The organism is Pseudoalteromonas sp. SG44-8 (genome assembly GCF_014164125.1).
Lineage (GTDB): Bacteria > Pseudomonadota > Gammaproteobacteria > Enterobacterales > Alteromonadaceae > Pseudoalteromonas > Pseudoalteromonas rhizosphaerae.
Genome location: NZ_JACJEQ010000004.1, coordinates 51,564 through 73,221, shown reverse-complemented (window position 1 = coordinate 73,221; position 21,658 = coordinate 51,564). Strand labels below are relative to the sequence as shown.

The window sequence follows — 21,658 nt, the reverse complement described above, 5'->3', positions numbered from 1 at the left end:
GCTTGGCGCTAAATTTGTCAACAAGGTTAGCGAGCCAAGTGGGACTGCGCAAGTTATAAATTTTCTTCCGCAAACGATGCTAAACGGCTTCTCACCACACCATTTAAGTTAACTGTGGCGCTGCCTTCAAAATCTTTAAAGCGCTCCACAATATAAGTTAAACCAGAAGTAACTGGAGTTAAGTAGTTACTATCTATTTGCGCAAGGTTACCAGAGCAAATTAACTTAGTACCTTCACCACAACGGGTAATAATAGTTTTCAGCTGTGAGGCGGTAAGGTTTTGGCTTTCATCTAAAATGACCACGGCATTTTGAATGCTGCGACCACGCATAAAGTTAACTGATTTAAACTGTATGTTGGCCTTTTCCATAATATAGTTACGGCTTGAAATAGGATTTTCGTCACCTTTGTGTAATACCTCTAAGGTATCGGTGATCGCAGCTAACCATGGTGCCATTTTTTCCTCTTCGGTACCTGGTAAAAAACCGATCGACTCAGCAATTTCAGGAGTATTTCGGGTGACAATTACCTTATCGTAAATACCTTTTTCAACCACCATTTCCAAAGCACAGGCAAGCGCTAGTAATGTTTTTCCGCATCCTGCAGGACCTGTTAAAATAACTAATTCAATACCGGTATCGAGTAACGCATCCATTGCCATGCCTTGATAAATATTTTTTGGCTTTACTCCCCATGCCGACTGATGCATTAAACGCTCAACACCGATATCTTTGAGCATAATATGCTGCTCATCATAAGATTTGACTCGTGCGGCAAACTGACCGCTGTCATCAAGTAAATATTCATTGCAAAATACATCGGGGATCAAACTTTTTGCCACTTTATGAAACGCATCACGACCATGTTGTTGTGTTTCACATTCGCCCACATGCTGCCAAAAATCGCCAGCAATTTTTTTATAACCACTGGAGAGCAAAGCAATATCATCAATCAGCTGATCGGTACGATAATCTTCAACAAATTTAAGCCCTGCGCCTTTGGCCTTCAAACGCATATTAATATCTTTGGTAACTAACACCACTTTGCTATTAGGATGTTGTTTTTGTAGGTGCACGGCACAATTGATAATACGGTGGTCATTTTCGTTGCCAGGTAAACCTGAGATAGAATCGGCAAATAAATGATCATTAACAATAATAAGTGTGCCAGCCGAAGATGCTTTGGCCTTTTTATTACTAGGTAGAGCGACACCTTTGAGCATTTGTTCTGGTGTGGCATCTTTGAGTACTTCATCCAAACCACGAATGGCCACACGGGCATCACGGCTGACATCATGCTTACGATCTTTTATATGATCCAGTTCCTCTAAAACTGTCATGGGAATTACAACATCGTGTTCTTGGAATGATAAATACGCGAGGGGTTCGTGAAGTAATACATTGGTATCTAGCACATACATTTTACTATCAAGGTTCGAAGCTTTTTCCATAGCACTTTCCTTACGTTTTATGATTTTTATGCTATACACAACTAATCAAGTAAAACGGGTGAACGCTCACCCTGAAAAACTTAATTGCTAGGTATATTCTAAGTTTAGCTTAGATGTCATAAAAGTCTGTTTTATGACAAACCTTTTTTTGTTTTGAATTAATCCTTATTGCAGCAGCTTTAATAGGAATAATTCACAGTTATTAAATTAATTAAAAGTCAGCTGGTTCGTGCCTTGCAGTGGTGTTAGGTAACAGGTAACATAGCCGCCTTTTTCTTCATAGACGAGACATACATGAATTTTTCCTTAGGTCAGCGTTGGATCAGTGATACAGAGTCAGATTTAGGATTAGGCACAGTGGTTGCCCTTGAGGGCCGTCAGGTCAGCATTTTATTTCCCGCCAGTGGCGAAAACCGTGTTTACTCAATGCTAGAAGCACCGGTTACCCGTGTGGCATTTAATCCTGGTGATGTGATCAAAAGCGTTGAAGAATGGGAACTTGAAGTCGAGTCAATTGAACCTATCGGTGATTTACTTTGTTATCACGGCACTCGTATTGATAACGGTGAAAAAGCAAAATTAAAAGAAACGTTTTTAGATCACTTCATCAAATTTAATAAACCACAAGACCGCTTATTTGCCGGTCAAGTTGACCGTTTTGATCGCTATACATTGCGCTATCAAACATGGCAACACCAGTTTGAACGCCAACAATCACCTATTAAGGGTTTGATTGGTCAGCGCGCAAGCTTAATTCCGCATCAGCTTTATATTGCACAAGAGGTCGGTAAACGGTTTGCTCCTCGAGTATTATTGTCTGATGAAGTAGGCCTTGGTAAAACCATTGAAGCAGGGATGATTTTACATCAACAAATTATCAGTGGTCGCGCAAGCCGAGTGCTCATCGTAGTGCCGGAGAACTTGCAGCATCAGTGGTTAGTTGAAATGCTGCGTCGCTTTAATTTACACTTTTCAATTTTTGATGAAGAGCGTTGCGATGAAGCATTTGCCGACTCACCAAATGTATTCGACACTGAACAGTTAGTACTAACTAGCCTTGAGTTTTTAACCAAGAAAAAACGCTGGTTTGAACAAGCAACAATGGCTGATTGGGATTTACTGATTGTTGATGAAGCGCATCATTTAAGTATTACCAACGGTAAACCAAGCACTGAATATCAACGTATGGCTGAGCTTAGCCAAGATATTCCAGGGCTGATACTATTAACAGCAACACCGGATCAACTTGGTCACCGCAGCCACTTTGCGCGCCTACAGTTACTCGATCCTGATCGCTTTTATGACTACGATGCCTTTGTTGCTGAAGAAAGTAACTATAAGCATGTGGCAGAGGCTGCTAATCAATTATTACAACAGCAAGCCCTTGATGACAACGCCAAAGCCACGCTAATTGAGCTGTTAAAAGAAACCGACATCAGTAAGGTGCTTGAACAAGCGCAAAATGGCGATGCAGCGGCCCGTAAAGAGATTTTGGCGATGTTATTAGATCGCCATGGCACAGGCCGTATTTTGTTTAGAAATAGCCGTAGCGGCATTGACGGCTACCCTAGTCGCAAACTACACGCCTACCCGATGGCGATGCCGAAACAATATAAAACGGCAATTTCAGTATTGGGCAATATGAGCGGCATTAAAAATGCAGAGCTTAGCGCGCAACGCGCCCTATTCCCTGAAAAAATATTCCAAGAGTTTGAAGGCGAAAGCGCTAGCTGGGGACAATTTGATCCTCGAGTAGAATGGTTGATCGACACCCTAAAAACCCTTAAACGGGAAAAAGTCCTGCTTATTTGTGCTAAAGCCGAAACCGCTATCAGCCTTGAGCAAATCCTGCGTGAACGCGAAGCGATTAAAGCCTCAGTGTTCCATGAAGGCATGACAATTATTGAGCGAGATCGCGCCGCCGCATTCTTTGCTGATGAATACGACAATGCACAAATATTATTGTGCTCTGAAATTGGTTCAGAAGGTCGTAACTTCCAATTTGCTCATCACTTAGTGTTATTTGATTTACCACTGAACCCAGATTTACTTGAGCAACGTATTGGTCGCCTTGACCGTATTGGCCAAACTCAAGATATCAACATCCATGTACCGTACTTTGAAAACAGCGCACAAGAAGTATTACTGCGTTGGTATAACGAAGGCTTAGATGCCTTTGAAACCACCTCAAGCACCGGACAACTTTTGTATAAAGAGTTTAAAGATGAGCTACTTGAGTTTATTGCCGCCCATAACTGTGATGAAGACGAGCTAGAGCCATTACTAGAGCAAGTAGCCGGTCAAAACGCAGTCCTGCGTAAACAAATGGAAAGCGGGCGTGACCGTTTGCTTGAGTTACACTCATCAGGCCAAGGTGCAGCAGACTCGCTGGTTGTTGATATTGAAAAACTAGACAACCAGTTTGAACTACCAAGTTATATGATCAACGTGTTTGATACCTTTGGCGTTAGCCAAGAAGACAAAGGTGAAAATACTATTATCTTAAAGCCAACTGAGCATATGCTAAATCCGTCATTCCCAAGTTTAAAAGATGACGGCATGACAGTCACATTTGACCGTGACACAGCACTGGCACAAGAAGATGTGCATTTCATCAGCTGGGATCACCCTATGGTGCAAGGCACCTTAGACATGATCTGTGATGATGACTTTGGTACTGCGTCAGTCGCATTACTTAAAAACAAAAAATTACCACCAGGCACCTTTTTTGTTGAGCTAATTTACGTAGCAGCAGCCATGGCACCAAAAGCGCTGCAAGTTGGCCGCTTTTTACCGCCGACGCCGATTCGTATTTTGCTCGACAAAGCCAGTAATAACCTAGGCGATAATGTAGGTTTTGATGGCTTTAATCAGCAGCTTTCTGCGGTAGGCCGTCAAACAGCCAGTAAACTTGCTGGAGCACTACAAAGTGCGATTCACCCAATGCTTAAAACAGCACAAGAAATGGCGCAAACTAAGTTAGAAGTCATTCGCACTGCGGCGCTTGAGCAAATGCAACAATCGCTCAGTGAAGAGCAGGCGCGTTTAGCTGCTTTAAAACAGATAAACCCAAATATTCGTGAAGAAGAGCTTACCTTCTACGACAAGCAACGCACTGAACTAACAACTTATATTGGCAAAGCCCAGCTGCAACTAGATGCCATTCGCTTAATTGTGGTATCACATTGATTTGAGAGCTGAGCTTTAAGTTATAAGCTGTAAGTTTTAAGTTTAAAAAAGCGCGGTGTATTAAGTTACAGCGCGCTTTTTTATTACATGTTACGCTGAAAACCCACGCCAACAAGATATTGCCTATTCGTAGCAGCAATTTTATATCACGACATGGGTTGTTCCACAGCTGAATTTTATCCGGTATTTACACTTTACATTTGCGCGGGGTAAACCCGCGCCAACAAGATATTGCCCATTCGTAGCAGCGATTTTATATCGCGACAGAGGTTGTTTCGAGGCTGAATTTTATCCCGTATTTACACTTTGCATTTACGCGCGGTAAACCCGCGCCTACAAGATATTACAAATTTGTAGCAGCGATTTTATATCGCGACAGGAGTTGTTTCGCGGCTAATTTTACCCCGAGCTTACACTTTTCATTTGCGCGGGGTAAACCACCCACGCCTACATATTGGTAGCAGTGAGTTTACCTCGCGATAAAGCCCATTATTTACCACTGAGGGCACAAAGGCGCTTCGCGCTACACAGAGAAACCAAAGTAAAAAATCACTTATTTCTTCTCTGTGTTCTCGGTGGTGAATTCATCACTGAACGAACTTTAATCTAATTGCGCGGGGTAAACCCGCGCCTACGAGATATTGCACATCCCGTAGCAGCGATTTTATATCGCGATTTTTCGAGGTACAACATGGGGAAACCAAATTACTCAGGTCTGCCTTTATTGCGCTTACCTAATAAATACGCGTCGCGAAACTTCATAAAATGCTGTTCAAGCTTAGTTGCTGCATCAACCTCCCCAGCTAGTGCTAAAACCATAATGGCCACTTCAGCGGTGCCAAGTTGGTGTGCGTGAGGGGCTACACGTAAGCGATAATCTGACAGTTTTTCTGCGGTAATTGAGAGGACTGGCAACTCGTCTAAATACGGGCTTTTGCGGATCATTTTTTTCGCTTCACGCCATGTGCCATCTAAAAAGATAAACAAGGGACGTTTATTAGACTGGTGTTGTACATCAGTAATAACGCGTGCGGTATCTTCAACATCTGTAGCAGGAAAGATCACCATAGGTTGATATTGCGGGTCATTTAATAAGGCTAATAGTTTATCGTCAGGATCAGTCCTGTCCCAACGAAAAGCATGATTATCAGGAATAATTTCAGCAATTAATCGCCCTGTATTAGAGGGTTTAAAACTCTCGTTGTGATACATAAGTAAGCATACCGCCGCCTTACTATCAGCCGGCTCCACACCGTCACAAATACAGTAATGTTTCGCGATTAAGCATCGTTCACAGCGATCCATTTTACCGCCACGGGCATTAAACTCACGACGAGACTCACTAATTTGTTGAGCGCGTAAAACCAGTACTGAATTACTTGAGGTATTAGTCACTACGATTACCTATAAATTGATCGGCGCGTATTGTAGCTAAAATCAAAATGAATTGATATCTGCTATCAAAACGTTGCCCCTCTGTTTTAAGCGCCAAGTAAAAGTACTTACTAACTAAATATTATGGCAGTTAAACAATTAAAGGGCTCCAATCAAAAATAAACTGTTATCAATAAATTACTGGTTACTCATGCTCAATGAAGCATTGATTCCAGCAAATATAATATCAAGCGATCCATCAACATCATCAACTGTTAATTGAGCTGTACTATCACAACTCATCGACATAGAAAAACCATGTAAATAATCAGCAAGTAAATTTAGTGAAGCCTTTTCTGCTGATACTTCCAGATTTAAATCCTTTGTAATTATTTTAAATCTATCAATAAAAACGTTAGCTGGGCTTGTAGAATTCATAGACAACAATGTTTGCAGCAAACCATCATATTTACTTAAAAGTGCAACATAGCTTTTTGAGAGCTTTCGTAACTCTACCTCCCACTCTAAATCATTCTTAGGTATATACATCTCAAAAATTAGAGATGTTGTTAGCTCTTCTAACAGCACGTTTTTATTTTTAAAATAATAATATATTGCCATTGCATCTACATGAAGCTCTGCCGACAAAGATCGAATACTCGGTATCTTACCGCTAGTTAACATCAGTTTTTTAGCCGTTTTTATTATTTCCTCACCGCTTAATACCTTTGATTCTTTTTGCGGCCGGCCTCTTTTTTTAACCGTCATAACCCTGCCTAATTTATTGAAGTTTACAAAAATATTCTACAGTGTAGAATATTTGATATTAATATAGAGTCAACATAAGAGACAACTATGGCTAATTTAGCATTTATAGCAACAAGTTTGGATGGCTACATTGCAGATAAAAATAATGAAATTGATTGGTTATATTCAATCCCCAACCCTAATAATTTAGATATGGGATTTGTTAAGCATATGCAAAGTATTGATGCCTTAGTTATGGGCCGCAACACATTTGAATTAGTGTTAACGCTAGAATGTGAATGGCCATATTCAAAGCCTGTATTTGTTTTAAGTAATACCCTAAGCAGTGTGCCAGCAAGCTGTGAAGGTAAATTTTCTATAGTAAAAGGTGATTTACGAGAGTTAACTACAAAACTTCAAGATGATGGCTATAAAAATTTATATATAGATGGCGGTGTGACAATTCAAAACTTCCTAAAAGATGATCTGATAGACGAAATGATAATTACCACAATTCCTGTTTTATTAGGTGCTGGTATTTCGTTATTTGGTCAGCTGAAAGATACTCTCGAATTTCGATGCATAAAGTCTGAAGTATTCCCTCATGGTATTAGTCAAAGTCATTTTAAAAGACACAGAATATAATTTAAAACAGTTAAAATTCCTTTCCTCCTCCCCTCTCAAGTTAATATTTTAATTTACGATTGAGTAAGTCTGTAGGGAGAAACCCCCTCATACAAACTTACTCAATTTTGATTAGCTGGTATTCAGCCTCAAAGCAAAAATGTCACATTACAGAATAAAGGTAGCAACTTTTTCGTTTAAGTCAGTTGCGCGATCTTTAAGCATTTTGGCTTGACTTAAATGAGTCATCGCCGACGAAGTGATTTCATCAGTGACATCTTTTATCGCGACCGTGTTTCTGGTTATCTCATTTGTTACTTGAGTTTGCTCCTCGGCTGCAACGGCAATTTGTCCCGCCATATCGGAGATCTCATTCACTGCTTGAGTAATCTCTTCTAAAGCTTGTGCTGCGGCGTTGACATCGTGAACACTATTATTAGCTAAACTTTTACTGCTATCCATCAAGCTAACCGCTTTTTTAGTGGTATTTTGCAACGTTTCAATCGTGGTATAAATCTCTGCAGTAGAGTTTTGAGTTCGATGTGATAACACCCGAACTTCGTCTGCGACAACTGCAAAACCACGGCCTTGCTCGCCGGCACGCGCCGCTTCAATCGCAGCATTTAATGCTAGTAAATTAGTTTGCTCTGCAATCTCCTGAATCGTCGTTAAAATACTTGAGATTGCTTGTGCATGCAGGCTCAGCTCACTGATCACTACTGTGGTTTCATCAATTTCTGATGCCAATGAGTTAATCGTGGTTCTGGTTTTATCAACTAAGCTTTTCCCCTGAATACTGCTTTGCGCCGACTGCTGGGATGCGGCAGCGGTATTTTCAGCGTTAGCTGCAATTTCATGAGTAGCACTGGACATCTCTGTAACTGCGGTAGCAACCATTGTAACTTCTTGCTGTTGGCGCTGTAGTTCATTAACGCTTGATTGATTGGTTAACAGACTTTTCTCTGCATCTGAGTCTAGATCAGTCGCTAGTTGACGAATATGACTGATCAGCTGATGTTGACTACTTACAAAACTATTAAAGCTATCAGCTAACATGCCGACTTCGTCTTGGCTGTCGACTGTAATACGCTGAGTTAAATCACCATTGCCTGCAGCAATACGAGATAACGCTTGCGACACGCGACTTAGTGGCCCTAGTAGCAAACTTAACAACCAAGAAATAGATAATACACTAATGATCAGTGCTAACGTTGCCAGTCCTAACTGGGTGACCATCAAGCTTACTAATGGTGCCTCTAACGTTTGTTTGTCGAGTACAAAAACTAGCTGCCAATCTGTATTTTGGATTTTTTCCCCCCAAAGTAGCTTATCCCGAGCTTCAGTTTCAAAATAAACAGGCGTAAGTTGGCCTGTTTGGCTACTTGATTCGATTAGTCGGCTGCTTAATTTAGTCTCAATATTGGTAATTTTACCCATCAATTTACTTGAGTCTTTATAGGCGATCACAGTACCGTCTTCATGCATCATGATGGCATAACCGTTTGCCGGTAGAGACATATTGCTAACGCTATCGACAATACTCGCAATTGACACATCACCGCCAACCACACCATTGCGCACTGGATGAGCTATGGTAACGACCAATAGATTAAAGGCCACATCCAAATAAGGCTTGGTAATTATGCTGCTACGAGCTTGTTGTGACTGCTGATACCAAGGACGTGTTCTAGGATCATAACCTGAGCGGTCAATACTGGGATCAGAGTCCACCATCAGCCCGTCGCGGTTACCAAAATAGGTTAATTGAAAATCGCCAGATATCTGTGCTTGCTGCAATGCATTAAGCGTATCACCTTCGACTTTAGTGGCGACAGAAGCGATCACTCGCTGACGATCGGTTAACCATGCTTCGATACGCGCGGCTTGCTGTTTACCTGCTTGCCTCACACTATCAACACTGTTTTGCAGTAACAACGCTTTTTGCGTGGAGTAGCTATACCATGACAATAATACAACAACAATTACGAGGGCGAGAACAACCGATAATAATATTTTTTTCTTTAGTGAATATGAATTCATATTGAGTGCTAATACTGACTTTAATTAAATTGAAATACGGATATAAATACAGCTTGGGGTTAGCTTAATTTAGAGTATGAATTGAGAGACAATTCTCAATCTTGTTCTATTTTCGCATACAAGATTTAAATAATAAATTAAAATCAAAGATTTAAGAGAATATAAAAAGAAGCATTATTAATTCAATGTAAAACTTAAATTAATAACCTAACGAGTGTAAATAAATAGCACGGTATAAATACTGCACGTATATTATTATTTAAAATAATTGTAACGCCTAGTCATTATATTAAATTAAGCAAAAGTAATAAGCCGTGACGACGGAGCAGTCACCCTGTATGAAATCCATATTATAGCTCTACTTTTCTGATCATCATCTGTGAAAGGGTTTAACAGGGTTTTTCTAGTCAACGGTTTATCTTCTTCATTAATTTTTAGTAGTAACGCTTTTCCATCAATCTCAGCGCTTGTAATACTAGTATCAAAGTAGATTGGTTGTCTTGCTTTTTGCCACTTATGACTTAAAACTTGTAACTTCCCTAAACGCAAAAAGCCCCGCATTTTCATGCAGGGCTTTTAATAATTTTGTAAAACTGTGATTAACTCATTGCAGCTTGTAACTTTTTCATTGCTGTTTTTTCAAGTTGACGAACACGCTCTGCAGATACGCTGTATTTTTCAGCCAGTTCTTGCAGTGTTGCTTTATCGTCTGATAACCAACGAGCACTAACAATGTCTTGTGAACGTTCATCTAGGGTTTTTAACGCACTAAATAAACGTGTATGAGATTGCTCTTGATATTGTTGCTGTTCAACTTCTTCAGCTAAATCATTACTGCCATCAGTTAAGTATTGCACAGGCGAATAGGTACTAGTTGGTGCGTCATCGCTGTCGTCACCGGTTAAATCAAAGCCCATGTCTTGACCGCTCATGCGCGATTCCATTTCACGAACTTCTTTTTCACTCACACCTAGCTCACTCGCTACGGTAGCAACTTCAGCTTGGTTAAACCAACCTAAACGTTTTTTGTTTTTACGAAGATTAAAAAACAATTTGCGTTGCGCTTTAGTGGTCGCAACTTTAACAATGCGCCAGTTTTTAAGTACAAATTCGTGTATTTCGGCTTTGATCCAATGCACTGCAAATGAAACCAAACGTACGCCCACTGATGGGTCAAAACGTTTTACTGCTTTCATCAGGCCGATATTGCCTTCTTGGATCAAATCAGCTTGCGGTAGACCGTAACCTGAGTAACCTTTAGCTATATGTGCAACAAAACGAAGGTGAGACATGATGAGTTGCTTTGCAGCGTTAAGATCGCCATCTTCCTGTAAGCGAGTCGCTAACTCTTTTTCTTGCTCAGCACCTAGCATAGGTATAGTGCTTACCGCTTGAAGGTAACCGTCCATACTTGCGCTTTGCTGTCCAACTGTGAGTGCCATTGCGTATAAATCTTTACTCATTTTTCACCTCAGTGATAAACATTTGAAACCATCTTAGCACTCTTTCACTTAGAGTGCTAACTTCAATGTAAAACTTTTTTTCGATTGAAGCAAGTGGTTTTTTCAGTGTTTTTTATTCTACTTTAAACGCCTGAATAAACGATGAATTCTAGCTTTGCGGTGAGTTGGTTATGATAAAGCAATTCACCACAACCAACTTAATCAATGATTATAAAAAATAATTGTTACACTTTATCGGGTTCGATTTCTTTTATATATCGATTAACAGATAAGTAGGAGCCAACAAACCCTAAGCTGGTTGCAAGCAGCACTAACGCACCAAACTCGCCTAAGCTTAAGCCGATTAAATTAAAGTTAGTTTGATACACTCCAGCGACTTGGGTGACTGCAGATCCAAGCCACCACATCATGAGGGCCACACATATAAAAGCAAACAAACCACCAACAATGCCATACCAAATGCCGGTCCATAAAAATGGCGCATGAATAAAGGTATTGGTTGCACCGACTAGCTTCATCACTTGGATCTCTTCTTTCTTATCCATAATTGATAAGCGAATAGTGTTGCCTATGATCAAAGTTACCGAAGTCAGTAATAACAACGCGATGGTGATCACGCTTTCTTTTAACAGGCTTAATAATGCATTTAAACGTTCAAGCCAGGCAATATCTAATTTACCAAAATCGACTTCACGCTCTGCTTCAAGCTTTTTTAATAATGCTTGCGCGGCGTTTGGTTGACGATGGCGAGAAGTCGGCGTGACGATAACAACATCTGGCAGAGGATTGCTATCTAAATATTCAAGTGCTTGGCCAAACCCTGATACTTCTTTAAATTCAATGAGCGCATTTTGTTTAGAAATAAAAGTGACATTATCAATTTCAGGGTAGAGTGCTAAGCGTTTAACAAGCGTTTGTGTTTCTTGTTCACTCATAGATTCTTTTACAAATAATGAAATCTCTGCAGCTTCTTCAAAGCCACTGCTGACCTGCTGCACATTTTTAACCACTAAATACAAGGTCGCTGGTAAGGTTAAACTTAAACCCAACACCGCAATGGTCATCATTGACGCCATCGGTGTGCGCCACATTTCGCCTAGGCTATATACACCTTGGCGAAATATATTCAGCACAAAGAAATATCCGGCTGCAAAAACTGATTTTTTTACTCGTTCATTTTGGCTTTTTCGGCCTTTGAATAACAAACTCATAGTGTTGCCTCTGCCAATGGATCTTGACTCATGCGACCATCTTTTAAGGTTAAGCTACGGTATTTCATTCGCGAGATCAGCCCTAAATCATGGGTGGCAATTAAGACTGTAGTGCCATGATTATTAAATTCTTCAAACAAACGCAAGATATCCATGGAAAGCTCAGGATCTAGGTTACCTGTTGGTTCATCTGCAAGTAATAATGGCGGAGAGTTTACAATTGCCCGGGCAATCCCAACTCGCTGTTGTTCACCACCAGAGAGTGTTGAAGGGTGGCATTTTACTTTATCTAGCAAGCCAACTTTATCAAGTGCGCCATGCACACGCTTTTCAATTTGCTTATGATGCGTACCTTCGATAATTAGCGGCAAGGCAACATTATCAAAAATAGTGTGGCGCTCTAATAAACGGTGGTTTTGAAATATGATACCAATATCACGGCGGACATAAGGAATTTGCCGCGATTTTACTGCATTTAAATCAACGCCATTAATAAAAACATGACCCGCCGACGGGCGTTCCATTAAACTAATTAGTTTAAGTAAGGTACTTTTACCAGCACCACTGTGACCAGTTAAAAAAGCCAATTCACCCGGTTTAACATGAAAATTAACTTTTTCCAGTGCTCGGTGACCACCGGGATATGTTTTGCTGACTTGCTGAAAATTTATCATTTTAGTTATCAATCATCCACAGCTGAAAAGGGAGCAAGCTCCCCTTTGAAATTTAAACTTCGTCCTCATCTTGGCTAAATAGCGCATCAATGAAGTCATTACTATTAAATGCACGTAAATCATCAATGCCTTCACCAACACCAATATAGCGGATCGGAATATTAAATTTATCGGCGACGGCAAAAATAACCCCACCTTTGGCTGTACCATCTAACTTAGACAATGTAATACCGGTAAGGCCAACACACTGATTAAATAAGTTCACTTGGCTAATTGCATTTTGCCCTGTGCCAGCATCGATGGTTAGCATCACTTCATGCGGTGCATCGGGATCAATTTTCTTCATCACTCGGGCTATTTTTTCAAGCTCTTGCATCAAGTTGTCTTTATTTTGCAAGCGACCAGCTGTATCTGCAATTAACACATCAACGTTACGCGCTTTGGCAGCTTGAAATGCATCAAATATCACTGAGGCACTATCAGCACCGGTGTGCTGTGCAATTACTGGGATTTTATTACGTTCACCCCATACTTGTAATTGCTCAACCGCAGCTGCACGGAAAGTATCACCTGCAGCTAACATGACTGATTTACCTTGATCCTGAAATTGCTTAGCAAGTTTACCAATGGTCGTTGTTTTACCAACTCCATTAACACCCACCATTAAAATAACAAATGGTTTTTTATCAGCAGGAATTTCTAATGGCTGTTCTGCCGTTTTAAGCATCGCCGCCATTTCTTGCTTCATTAGCTCATATAATGCATCACCATCTTTTAACTGTTTGCGGTTAGCCGCATCAGTCAAACGATCGATCAGCTTCATGGTGGTATCAACACCTAAGTCGGCTGTTAATAGCTGAGTTTCAAGATCTTCAAATAATTCATCATCAATTTTCTTACCAGTGAAAATCGATGCAAAGCCAGAACCTAAGTTTACTTTGGTTTTTAATAAGCCTTTTTTAAGACGAGCAAAAAAACCTTCTTTCTTAGGTTTTTCAGCTGTTTTTGCTTCCTCGATAGCAAGCTCTGCCGTTAATCGCTCTTGCTCTAAACGCTCAGCTTCCGCCTCTTCTGCAGCAATACGTTGTTGCTCTACACGTTCGGCTTCAGCTTGCTCTGCGGCAATACGTTGTTGCTCTACACGCTCAGCTTCGGCCTGCTCTGTGGCAATGCGTTGTTGCTCTGCACGTTCAGCTTCGGCTTGCTCGGCAGCAATACGCTCTCGCTCTACACGTTCAGCTTCGGCTTGCTCTGCAGCAATACGCTCGCGTTCAACACGTTCAGCTTCCGCCTGTTCTGCGGCAATGCGTTGTTGCTCTACACGCTCAGCTTCGGCTTGCTCGGCAGCAATACGCTCTTGCTCTACACGTTCAGCTTCGGCTTGCTCGGCAGCAATACGCTCTCGCTCTACACGTTCAGCTTCGGCTTGCTCGGCAGCAATACGCTCTTGCTCTACACGTTCAGCTTCGGCTTGCTCCGCGGCAATACGCTCTTGCTCTAAACGCTCAGCTTCGGCTTGTTCTGCTGCAATACGTTCTTGCTCTAAAAGCATTGCTTCTTCTTGCTGTACTAAACGAGCGGCTTCATCGCGGCGTTGTTGTTCTGCTTGTTCTGTTGCTGCTAATTCAGCATCTGTGATAGCTTGGCGTTCAGCATCACGTGCCTCAGCTTGCTCTACAGCAATACGCTGTTGTTCTAAGCGCTCTGCTTCAGCTTGCTCTGCAACAATGCGCTGTTGTTCTAAGCGCTCTGCTCCTGCCTGCTCTGCAGCAATGCGCTGTTGTTCTAAGCGCTCTGCCTCAGCTTGCTCTGCAACAATGCGCTGTTGTTCTAAGCGCTCTGCTTCAGCTTGCTCTGCAACAATGCGCTGTTGTTCTAAGCGCTCAGCTTCCGCTTGCTCTGCAGCAATGCGCTGTTGCTCTGCGCGCTCAGCTTCCGCCTCTTCTGCAGCAATTCGTTGTTGCTCTAAACGCTCAGCTTCAGCTTGCTCTGCGGCAATACGCTGTTGTTCTAAGCGCTCAACTTCCGCTTGTTGGTTATCGGCCTCTTGGGCGGTCTGCTCTACTTGTTGGTTTTTATCTGACTTACCAAAACCAAACCAAGACAGGAATTTATTTTTTTTTGCCATACTTGCTAATAACCACTTATAAAAATCTGATAAACTAACGGTAATACTTTGTGTATTCGCTGCATTGCTTTAAAAGCACAGCCGCTAATAACCACAACATATTGTCTAAGATGCTCATAGTAACACTTTTAGCGCAGTTGAAAAATGACACGCTACTATATGATTGCAATATTATCTGAGCTGGATTCTAGATACCATTTTTTAGTGAGCTAAATGAGAAATAAATCACCACAAAAACAAGTGAGTAATAAAGCCAGCGATGGCGTTATTAGGATCATCAGCGGGCAATTTCGTGGCCGTAAATTACCAGTAAAAGATGTGCAAGGTCTTCGTCCAACCATAGATCGTATCAAAGAAACGGTATTTAACTGGTTAATGCAAGATACTCGCGATACTAAAGTACTCGATTGTTTTGCAGGTTCCGGTGGATTAGGTTTTGAAGCACTCTCTCGTTTTGCTCTCAGTGCACGCTTTTTAGAGATGGATAAACTCGCCGCCAACCAATTACAAACTAATATTGACACGTTAAAACTCACTAATGCTGAAGTAATTTGCACCGACAGTTTGCTTTATTTAAGTAACAATACTCAGCAACAACAGTTTAACTTAGTGTTTATTGATCCACCTTTTCGCCAAGGTTTAGCCCAAAAATGCTGTGATTTACTCACTGAAAATGACTGGTTAAGTAAAAACGCCCTCATTTATGTTGAAGTTGAAAGCGAGATGAGTGCGTTACAAACACCCAGCAATTGGCTGTTATTGAAAGAAAAAGCGGCGGGACAAGTATTTTGCCGCCTCTATGAACTACAGTAAAATTAGTAACATAGAAATATTTTTTGTTTCCACTTAGAGCAGACAATATTTATCCTTTACATGTGGTGCGGCTTCGGATTACAATACTGCACCATTTTTGAACCACTTGATCATTGTTTGATCAACTTGAGCAACGCTCATTATTTAGGTAGGTGAATTTTTAATGCCAGTAATTAAAGTAAGAGAGAACGAACCGTTTGACGTAGCACTTCGTCGCTTCAAGCGTTCATGTGAAAAAGCAGGTATCCTTTCAGAAGTTCGTCGTCGCGAGCACTATGAAAAGCCAACAGCTGAGCGTAAGCGTAAAAAAGCTGCAGCGGTTAAGCGTCACATGAAGAAGCTTTCTCGCGATAACGCACGTCGCGTTAAATTATATTGATCAGTATTGGTCTTGTATAAATGAGCCTTTTAATAAAGCTAAAAGATGCGCAAAAAGATGCGATGCGAGCGAAAGACAAATCTCGTCTTAACCCAATTCGTATGGTGCTTGCTGCAATCAAGCAGCGTGAAATTGACGAGCAAATAACACTTGATGATGACGGTATTACCGCAGTATTAGTGAAGCTTGTTAAACAACGCCGTGATTCTTACACTCAGTATACTGATGCTGGCCGTGAAGATTTAGCCGAAATTGAAGCCAATGAGATTACAGCTCTTGAAGAATTCTTACCTCAACAATTGAGTGAAGAAGAAATCATAGCTCTTATTGATGCGGCTATTGCTGATACTAACGCAGCAGGTATGCAAGATATGGGTAAAGTAATGGGTATAATCAAAAGCAAAGCTGAAGGTCGCGCCGATTTAGGTAAGATCTCTGGTTTAATTAAGCAACGATTAACTGCCTAATACTCCCACATACAGATGTATGATTTAAGCAAACCGAGCCATGTGCTCGGTTTCTTCGTTTTTCGCTTTAATAAAAATAGCATTTGTGTTCAAATCTAAATTGTAGAACTAAATTATCTGATATTTCGTTCACCTTATTTTCTATTTATCTCAGGACTACACTTTACTAATGGCTGGAAAGATCCCACGTAATTTTATAGATGATTTACTTGCCAGAACCGATATTGTTGAGCTAATTGACTCCAAAGTTGGCTTAAAAAAAGCGGGCAAAGATTACCAAGCCTGTTGCCCTTTTCATAACGAAAAATCCCCATCATTTACTGTATCTCAAGACAAACAGTTTTATCATTGCTTTGGTTGTGGTGCGAACGGCAACGCTATTTCATTTGTTATGGAATACGACAAGCTTGAATTTGTTGATGCCATTGAAGAACTTGCAAGCATCCTAAATCTCGATGTTCCCCGCGAGCAAGGCACCAGTAATGGTCCAGAGCGTACCGCAGAACAAAAACGCTCAGATTACGATTTAATGCTCCATAGTGCGCGTTTTTATCAACACCAGTTAAAACATCATGCTAATTCAGCAACCGTAATAGACTATGTAAAAGGCCGAGGCCTAAGTGGCGAAACAGTTAAAAAGTTTATGATTGGTTATGCCCCCAGTGAATGGGAAGGCCTTTGCCAACAACTTGGCCGCAATAAAGAACAAAAAGAGCAATTAGTTGAGCTAAAGCTGGCCTCAGAGAAAACCCCTGGCCGCCAATTTGACTTCTTTCGTGATCGCTTAATGTTCCCTATTCGCGATAAACGTGGTCGTGTTATTGCCTTTGGTGGCCGTGTGATGCAAGCGGATCAAGGGCCTAAATATTTAAACTCGCCAGAAACCCGTATCTTCCATAAAGGCTTTGAACTATATGGATTATATGAAGCAAAACAAGCGCATAAAAAACTTGAACATGTGCTCATAGTTGAAGGCTATATGGATGTAGTAGCACTGAGCGAGCAAGGTATTGAATATGCAGTAGCTGCGCTTGGTACCGCCACCACCGCTGAGCACATGCATACATTGTTTAGAACCACAGACCGAGTAATTTGTTGTTATGATGGTGACCGCGCTGGCCGAGATGCCGCTTGGCGTGCACTCGAAAATGCCCTGCCCTATTTAAATGATGGCAAAGCGCTACTGTTTGTATTTTTACCAGACGGTGAAGATCCCGATTCATTAGTACAAAAAGAAGGCAAAGAAGCGTTTGAACTACGTTTATCTCAAGCCGATGATTTTACCAAAGTGCTGTTTAATAAACTCAGCCAAGAGATTGATTTAACTAACGATGCAGGTAAAGCTAAGCTTCTTAGTGCTGTGCTTCCGTTGATTGAAAAAATCCCTAGTCAGTTTTATCAAGAAAACTTATTAGAGCACTTAGGTCGATTAATAGGCCGCACTAAAGAGCAGTTAAACAATCGCTTAAAAACACCTAAACAGCAGCACGCGATTGAGCGAAAATTTAAAATTACGCCAATGCGTCGCGCAATTGGGTTACTAATTCAGCATCCTAAGTTAGCCAATACAGTGCCCTATTTAGCTGATTTAGCACAAATGAATATTGCTGGTATCGCCTTACTTATTAAGCTACAACATTGCGCCTTACAAAATAGTGACATTACTACAGCGCAATTAATTGAATCATTTCGAGAAACACCCGAGTATGAGGCGCTCATTAAGCTCGCTACTTGGCGTCATGAGATCAATGACGACCGTTTAGAGGACGAATTTAAAAATACTTTCAGATTTATTGAAGATCAGTGTTTAAATTATCGACTCGAGACCTTATTAATAAAAGACAAGACCCAAGGGCTTACGAGTGAAGAAAGGCTAGAATGTTTAGCCCTTACTCAAGCGTTAAAAGGGTCGAAAAGACACTAACAGCTAGTCAAAAATGAATTATGCTGTTATACTGTGCTATTCACTGCGTCAAATAATACTTAGCTTGGCTTAATAAATAAGCGAGCTGGCGCCTGTTGTATCAACTTATCAGAGTGGAAGAAACAATCTCTATGGATCCAACTCCTCAGTCACAATTAAAACTTCTGATTCAAAAAGGTAAAGAGCAAGGTTATTTAACTTTTGCAGAAGTTAATGATCACCTTCCACAAGATATTATCGATTCAGATCAAGTAGAAGATATCATTAGTATGATCAATGATATGGGTATCAAGGTTAGCGAAAACGCGCCTGATGCCGATGAATTGATGATGCAAGAAACAACAACAGATGAAGACGCAGCAGAAGCTGCAGCCGCTGCGCTTGCTACTGTAGATAAAGAAATCGGCCGTACAACGGATCCGGTTCGTATGTACATGCGTGAAATGGGTACTGTTGAACTGCTTACCCGTGAAGGCGAAATCGTTATCGCTAAGCGTATTGAAGAAGGGATCAACCAAGTACAAATCTCGGTTGCAGAATACCCTGAAGCAATTACATACCTGCTTGAGCAATGGGATAAGTTTGAAGCAGAAGAAATGCGCTTAAGCGACATTATCTCTGGTTTTTTCGATCCTAATGAAGATGCTGCGCCAATCTCTGCTACCCATATCGGTTCTGAATTAAGCGAAAAAGAACTTGATGATGAAGATGACGATGATACTGATAGCGATGATGAAGACGAAGAAGAAGTAGATACTGGCCCAGATCCTGAAGAGGCTCGTGTACACTTTGAAAACCTTCGTGATCTTTACAATAAAGCACGCGACACGTTTGATAGTAAAGGCCGTTCACATCCAGAATCGCAAGCTGCGATTTTTGAGATTGGTGAGCTGTTTAAAACCTTTAAACTAGTGCCGAAACAGTTTGATCGTATGGTTAACAACATGCGTGAAATGATGGACAGAGTTCGTGTTCAAGAACGTATCGTCATGAAACAAGCTGTACAAATCGCTAAGCTACCGAAGAAAACTTTTGTTAAGCACTTTGCTAATAATGAAACTGATGCTGCATGGATTGATCTTGAGATTGCTGCGAATGAAAAACATTCTGCAAAATTAGAAGAAATCAAACCAGAAATCATCCGCTGTATTAATAAACTATGTGTAATCGAAGAAAGCACAGGTTTAAGCATTGAGCGTATTAAAGACATCAACCGTCGTATGAGCATTGGTGAAGCAAAAGCGCGCCGTGCGAAGAAAGAGATGGTTGAAGCGAACTTACGTCTTGTAATCTCAATTGCTAAAAAATATACCAACCGTGGTTTACAATTCTTGGATTTAATCCAAGAAGGTAACATTGGTTTGATGAAAGCTGTTGATAAGTTTGAATATCGCCGTGGTTATAAGTTCTCAACTTATGCTACGTGGTGGATCCGTCAAGCAATCACACGCTCTATCGCCGACCAAGCGCGTACAATCCGTATTCCGGTGCATATGATTGAAACGATTAATAAACTTAATCGTATTTCTCGTCAAATGCTGCAAGAAATGGGTCGTGAGCCAAATCCAGAAGAATTAGCAGAACGCATGATGATGCCTGAGGATAAAATCCGTAAGGTACTTAAGATTGCTAAAGAGCCAATTTCTATGGAAACGCCAATCGGTGATGATGAAGATTCGCACTTAGGCGACTTTATCGAAGACACTACTATTGATTCGCCAATCGACTCGGCAACAATGGAATCTCTTCGCGGTGCTACCAACGATGTGCTTGCAGGCCTAACAGCCCGAGAAGCAAAAGTATTGCGTATGCGTTTTGGTATCGATATGAATACCGACCATACCTTAGAAGAAGTAGGTAAACAGTTTGATGTAACGCGTGAGCGTATTCGTCAAATCGAAGCGAAGGCACTACGTAAATTACGCCACCCTTCACGCTCTGACTTATTGAAAAGCTTCTTAGATGCTAAGTAATTAGCAAATACAGATTTAAATTTAAAAGGCCGCTGTAGCGGCCTTTTTTCTATTTACAGGAAATAATTATGGCTTGGATCCAAATCCGTATCAATGCTAATGCTGCAACCGCAGATGCAGTAAGTGATCTATTAATGGCAGCAGGCAGTGCGTCTGTTACCTTTATTGATGCTAAAGACACCCCTATTTACGAACCAAAAATCGGCACTGTGGTGTTTTGGGCTGACACGACTGTGATTGGTTTATTCGAAGCTAACCACGATATGAATGCGGTGATAGCTCTATTACAGCGCCACGACGAGTTAAAAGACACCTTAGTGTACAAAATAGAGCAACTTGAAGACAAAGACTGGGAACGCGAATGGATGGATAACTTCCACCCAATTCAGTTTGGTGAAAAACTATGGATCTGCCCAAGCTGGCGTGATATTCCCGATCCTGATGCCGTCAATGTACTGCTTGACCCTGGCCTTGCTTTTGGCACTGGCACCCATGCCACCACCGCTTTGTGCTTAAAATGGCTAGAAAGCCAAGATTTGACCGGTAAAACTGTGGTCGACTTTGGTTGTGGCTCTGGAATTCTAGGTATCGCAGCTATCAAACTTGGCGCTGAGCGCATGATCGGCATCGATATAGACCCTCAAGCCCTTGAAGCAAGCTTAGATAATGCACAGCGAAACGGCGTTGCAGATAAACTCGAAGTATACTTGCCAGAAAATCAGCCTGAGTTTAGCGCCGATATCGTGGTGGCCAATATTTTAGCTGCGCCACTGCGTGAATTACACAGCGTGATTTTAGGCTTGTTAAAACCAGGTGGTAAAATTGCTATGTCGGGAATTTTAGAAGAACAAGCGCAGTCGGTAGCAGATGTTTATGCCCCTTTTTTAGCGCTTGATGATATCGCTGTTGAAGGTGAATGGACACGTGTAAGTGGTATGAAAAAAGCTTAACTTGCTGGGTTCGGCAATTTAGAGTATTAACGCAAAACCTTCATGTAAAGCCTGTAATTAACAGGCTTTACCTATTATTTACACGCCAAAAAACTGAATGATTTCTTATCACAAATTAGTTCTGTATAAAATTCACACAAATAGAGCCGTTCGTCAAACTGTTATCAAATGTCAATATGCAAAAGTCAAAAAAAAGTCACTTTTGTTCAATTTATAGCCTTTGATTTTCGACAAAAAAACCGTAAACTTAG

Annotated in this window: 16 protein-coding genes; 8 read left to right on the top strand and 8 right to left on the bottom strand. The window is 41.1% G+C overall.

The features are described from left to right. Positions 1 to 53: 53 nt before the first annotated feature. The gene (locus H5163_RS05025) at positions 54 to 1,451 is read right to left on the bottom strand and encodes a PhoH family protein (RefSeq protein WP_182731327.1); all 1,398 of its coding nucleotides are present in this window, start codon (positions 1,449 to 1,451) and stop codon (positions 54 to 56) included. A gap of 294 nt (positions 1,452 to 1,745) precedes the next feature. Here H5163_RS05025 and rapA point away from each other — a divergent pair, with 294 nt between their 5' ends. After that, on the top strand, positions 1,746 to 4,640 hold the full coding sequence (gene rapA, locus H5163_RS05020; RefSeq protein ID WP_182731326.1) for an RNA polymerase-associated protein RapA: 2,895 nt from the start codon (positions 1,746 to 1,748) through the stop codon (positions 4,638 to 4,640). Between the two features lie 705 nt (positions 4,641 to 5,345). Here the strand turns inward: rapA and H5163_RS05015 are convergent. Together H5163_RS05015 and H5163_RS05010 are read right to left on the bottom strand one after the other, a co-directional pair. Further along, entirely contained in the window at positions 5,346 to 6,035 is a 690-nt protein-coding gene (locus H5163_RS05015) for a tRNA-uridine aminocarboxypropyltransferase (RefSeq protein ID WP_145234820.1), read from the bottom strand. Positions 6,036 to 6,212: 177 nt separating this feature from the next. After that, positions 6,213 to 6,782: a TetR/AcrR family transcriptional regulator gene (locus H5163_RS05010; RefSeq protein ID WP_145234818.1), complete on the bottom strand. Its 570-nt coding sequence runs from the start codon at positions 6,780 to 6,782 to the stop codon at positions 6,213 to 6,215. An 87-nt stretch (positions 6,783 to 6,869) separates the two neighbouring features. Here H5163_RS05010 and H5163_RS05005 point away from each other — a divergent pair, with 87 nt between their 5' ends. Then, positions 6,870 to 7,406 (top strand): dihydrofolate reductase family protein, encoded by a 537-nt coding sequence (locus tag H5163_RS05005; RefSeq protein ID WP_182731324.1) that lies wholly within the window; start codon positions 6,870 to 6,872, stop codon positions 7,404 to 7,406. A 147-nt stretch (positions 7,407 to 7,553) separates the two neighbouring features. Here the strand turns inward: H5163_RS05005 and H5163_RS05000 are convergent, their stop codons facing one another. The 5 genes from H5163_RS05000 to ftsY form a co-directional block, all read right to left on the bottom strand. Further along, positions 7,554 to 9,425: a methyl-accepting chemotaxis protein gene (locus H5163_RS05000; protein ID WP_182734547.1), complete on the bottom strand. Its 1,872-nt coding sequence runs from the start codon at positions 9,423 to 9,425 to the stop codon at positions 7,554 to 7,556. A 599-nt stretch (positions 9,426 to 10,024) separates the two neighbouring features. After that, complete coding sequence (gene rpoH / locus H5163_RS04995) at positions 10,025 to 10,888, bottom strand: RNA polymerase sigma factor RpoH (protein WP_145234811.1); 864 nt, start codon at positions 10,886 to 10,888, stop codon at positions 10,025 to 10,027. Positions 10,889 to 11,112: 224 nt separating this feature from the next. Next, the gene (gene ftsX / locus H5163_RS04990) at positions 11,113 to 12,099 is read right to left on the bottom strand and encodes a permease-like cell division protein FtsX (protein WP_145234809.1); all 987 of its coding nucleotides are present in this window, start codon (positions 12,097 to 12,099) and stop codon (positions 11,113 to 11,115) included. Then, positions 12,096 to 12,773: a cell division ATP-binding protein FtsE gene (ftsE, locus tag H5163_RS04985; protein ID WP_064665448.1), complete on the bottom strand. Its 678-nt coding sequence runs from the start codon at positions 12,771 to 12,773 to the stop codon at positions 12,096 to 12,098. The genes ftsX and ftsE overlap by 4 nt, the downstream gene beginning before the upstream one ends. A gap of 52 nt (positions 12,774 to 12,825) precedes the next feature. After that, positions 12,826 to 14,901, bottom strand: coding sequence for a signal recognition particle-docking protein FtsY (gene ftsY, locus H5163_RS04980; protein WP_182734545.1), 2,076 nt, complete (start codon positions 14,899 to 14,901; stop codon positions 12,826 to 12,828). Between the two features lie 213 nt (positions 14,902 to 15,114). On the opposite strand from ftsY, the gene rsmD reads away from it, so the two are divergent. The 6 genes from rsmD (at position 15,115) to prmA (ending at position 21,407) form a co-directional block, all read left to right on the top strand. Beyond that, positions 15,115 to 15,714 carry a 16S rRNA (guanine(966)-N(2))-methyltransferase RsmD gene (rsmD, locus tag H5163_RS04975; protein WP_182734544.1) on the top strand — a complete coding sequence of 200 codons (600 nt, stop codon included), beginning with the start codon at positions 15,115 to 15,117 and terminating at the stop codon, positions 15,712 to 15,714. A 163-nt stretch (positions 15,715 to 15,877) separates the two neighbouring features. Next, on the top strand, positions 15,878 to 16,093 hold the full coding sequence (rpsU, locus tag H5163_RS04970; RefSeq protein ID WP_002957797.1) for a 30S ribosomal protein S21: 216 nt from the start codon (positions 15,878 to 15,880) through the stop codon (positions 16,091 to 16,093). 20 nt (positions 16,094 to 16,113) lie between these two features. Next, positions 16,114 to 16,560, top strand: coding sequence for a GatB/YqeY domain-containing protein (locus H5163_RS04965; protein ID WP_145234803.1), 447 nt, complete (start codon positions 16,114 to 16,116; stop codon positions 16,558 to 16,560). 169 nt (positions 16,561 to 16,729) lie between these two features. Next, positions 16,730 to 18,484, top strand: a complete 1,755-nt coding sequence (gene dnaG / locus H5163_RS04960) for a DNA primase (protein ID WP_182734542.1) — start codon at positions 16,730 to 16,732, stop codon at positions 18,482 to 18,484. A gap of 131 nt (positions 18,485 to 18,615) precedes the next feature. Further along, a complete protein-coding gene (gene rpoD, locus H5163_RS04955; protein ID WP_145234798.1) occupies positions 18,616 to 20,457 on the top strand; it encodes an RNA polymerase sigma factor RpoD in 1,842 nt (613 codons plus the stop codon). A gap of 68 nt (positions 20,458 to 20,525) precedes the next feature. Beyond that, the gene (prmA, locus tag H5163_RS04950; RefSeq protein ID WP_145234796.1) at positions 20,526 to 21,407 is read left to right on the top strand and encodes a 50S ribosomal protein L11 methyltransferase; all 882 of its coding nucleotides are present in this window, start codon (positions 20,526 to 20,528) and stop codon (positions 21,405 to 21,407) included. Positions 21,408 to 21,658: the final 251 nt, after the last annotated feature.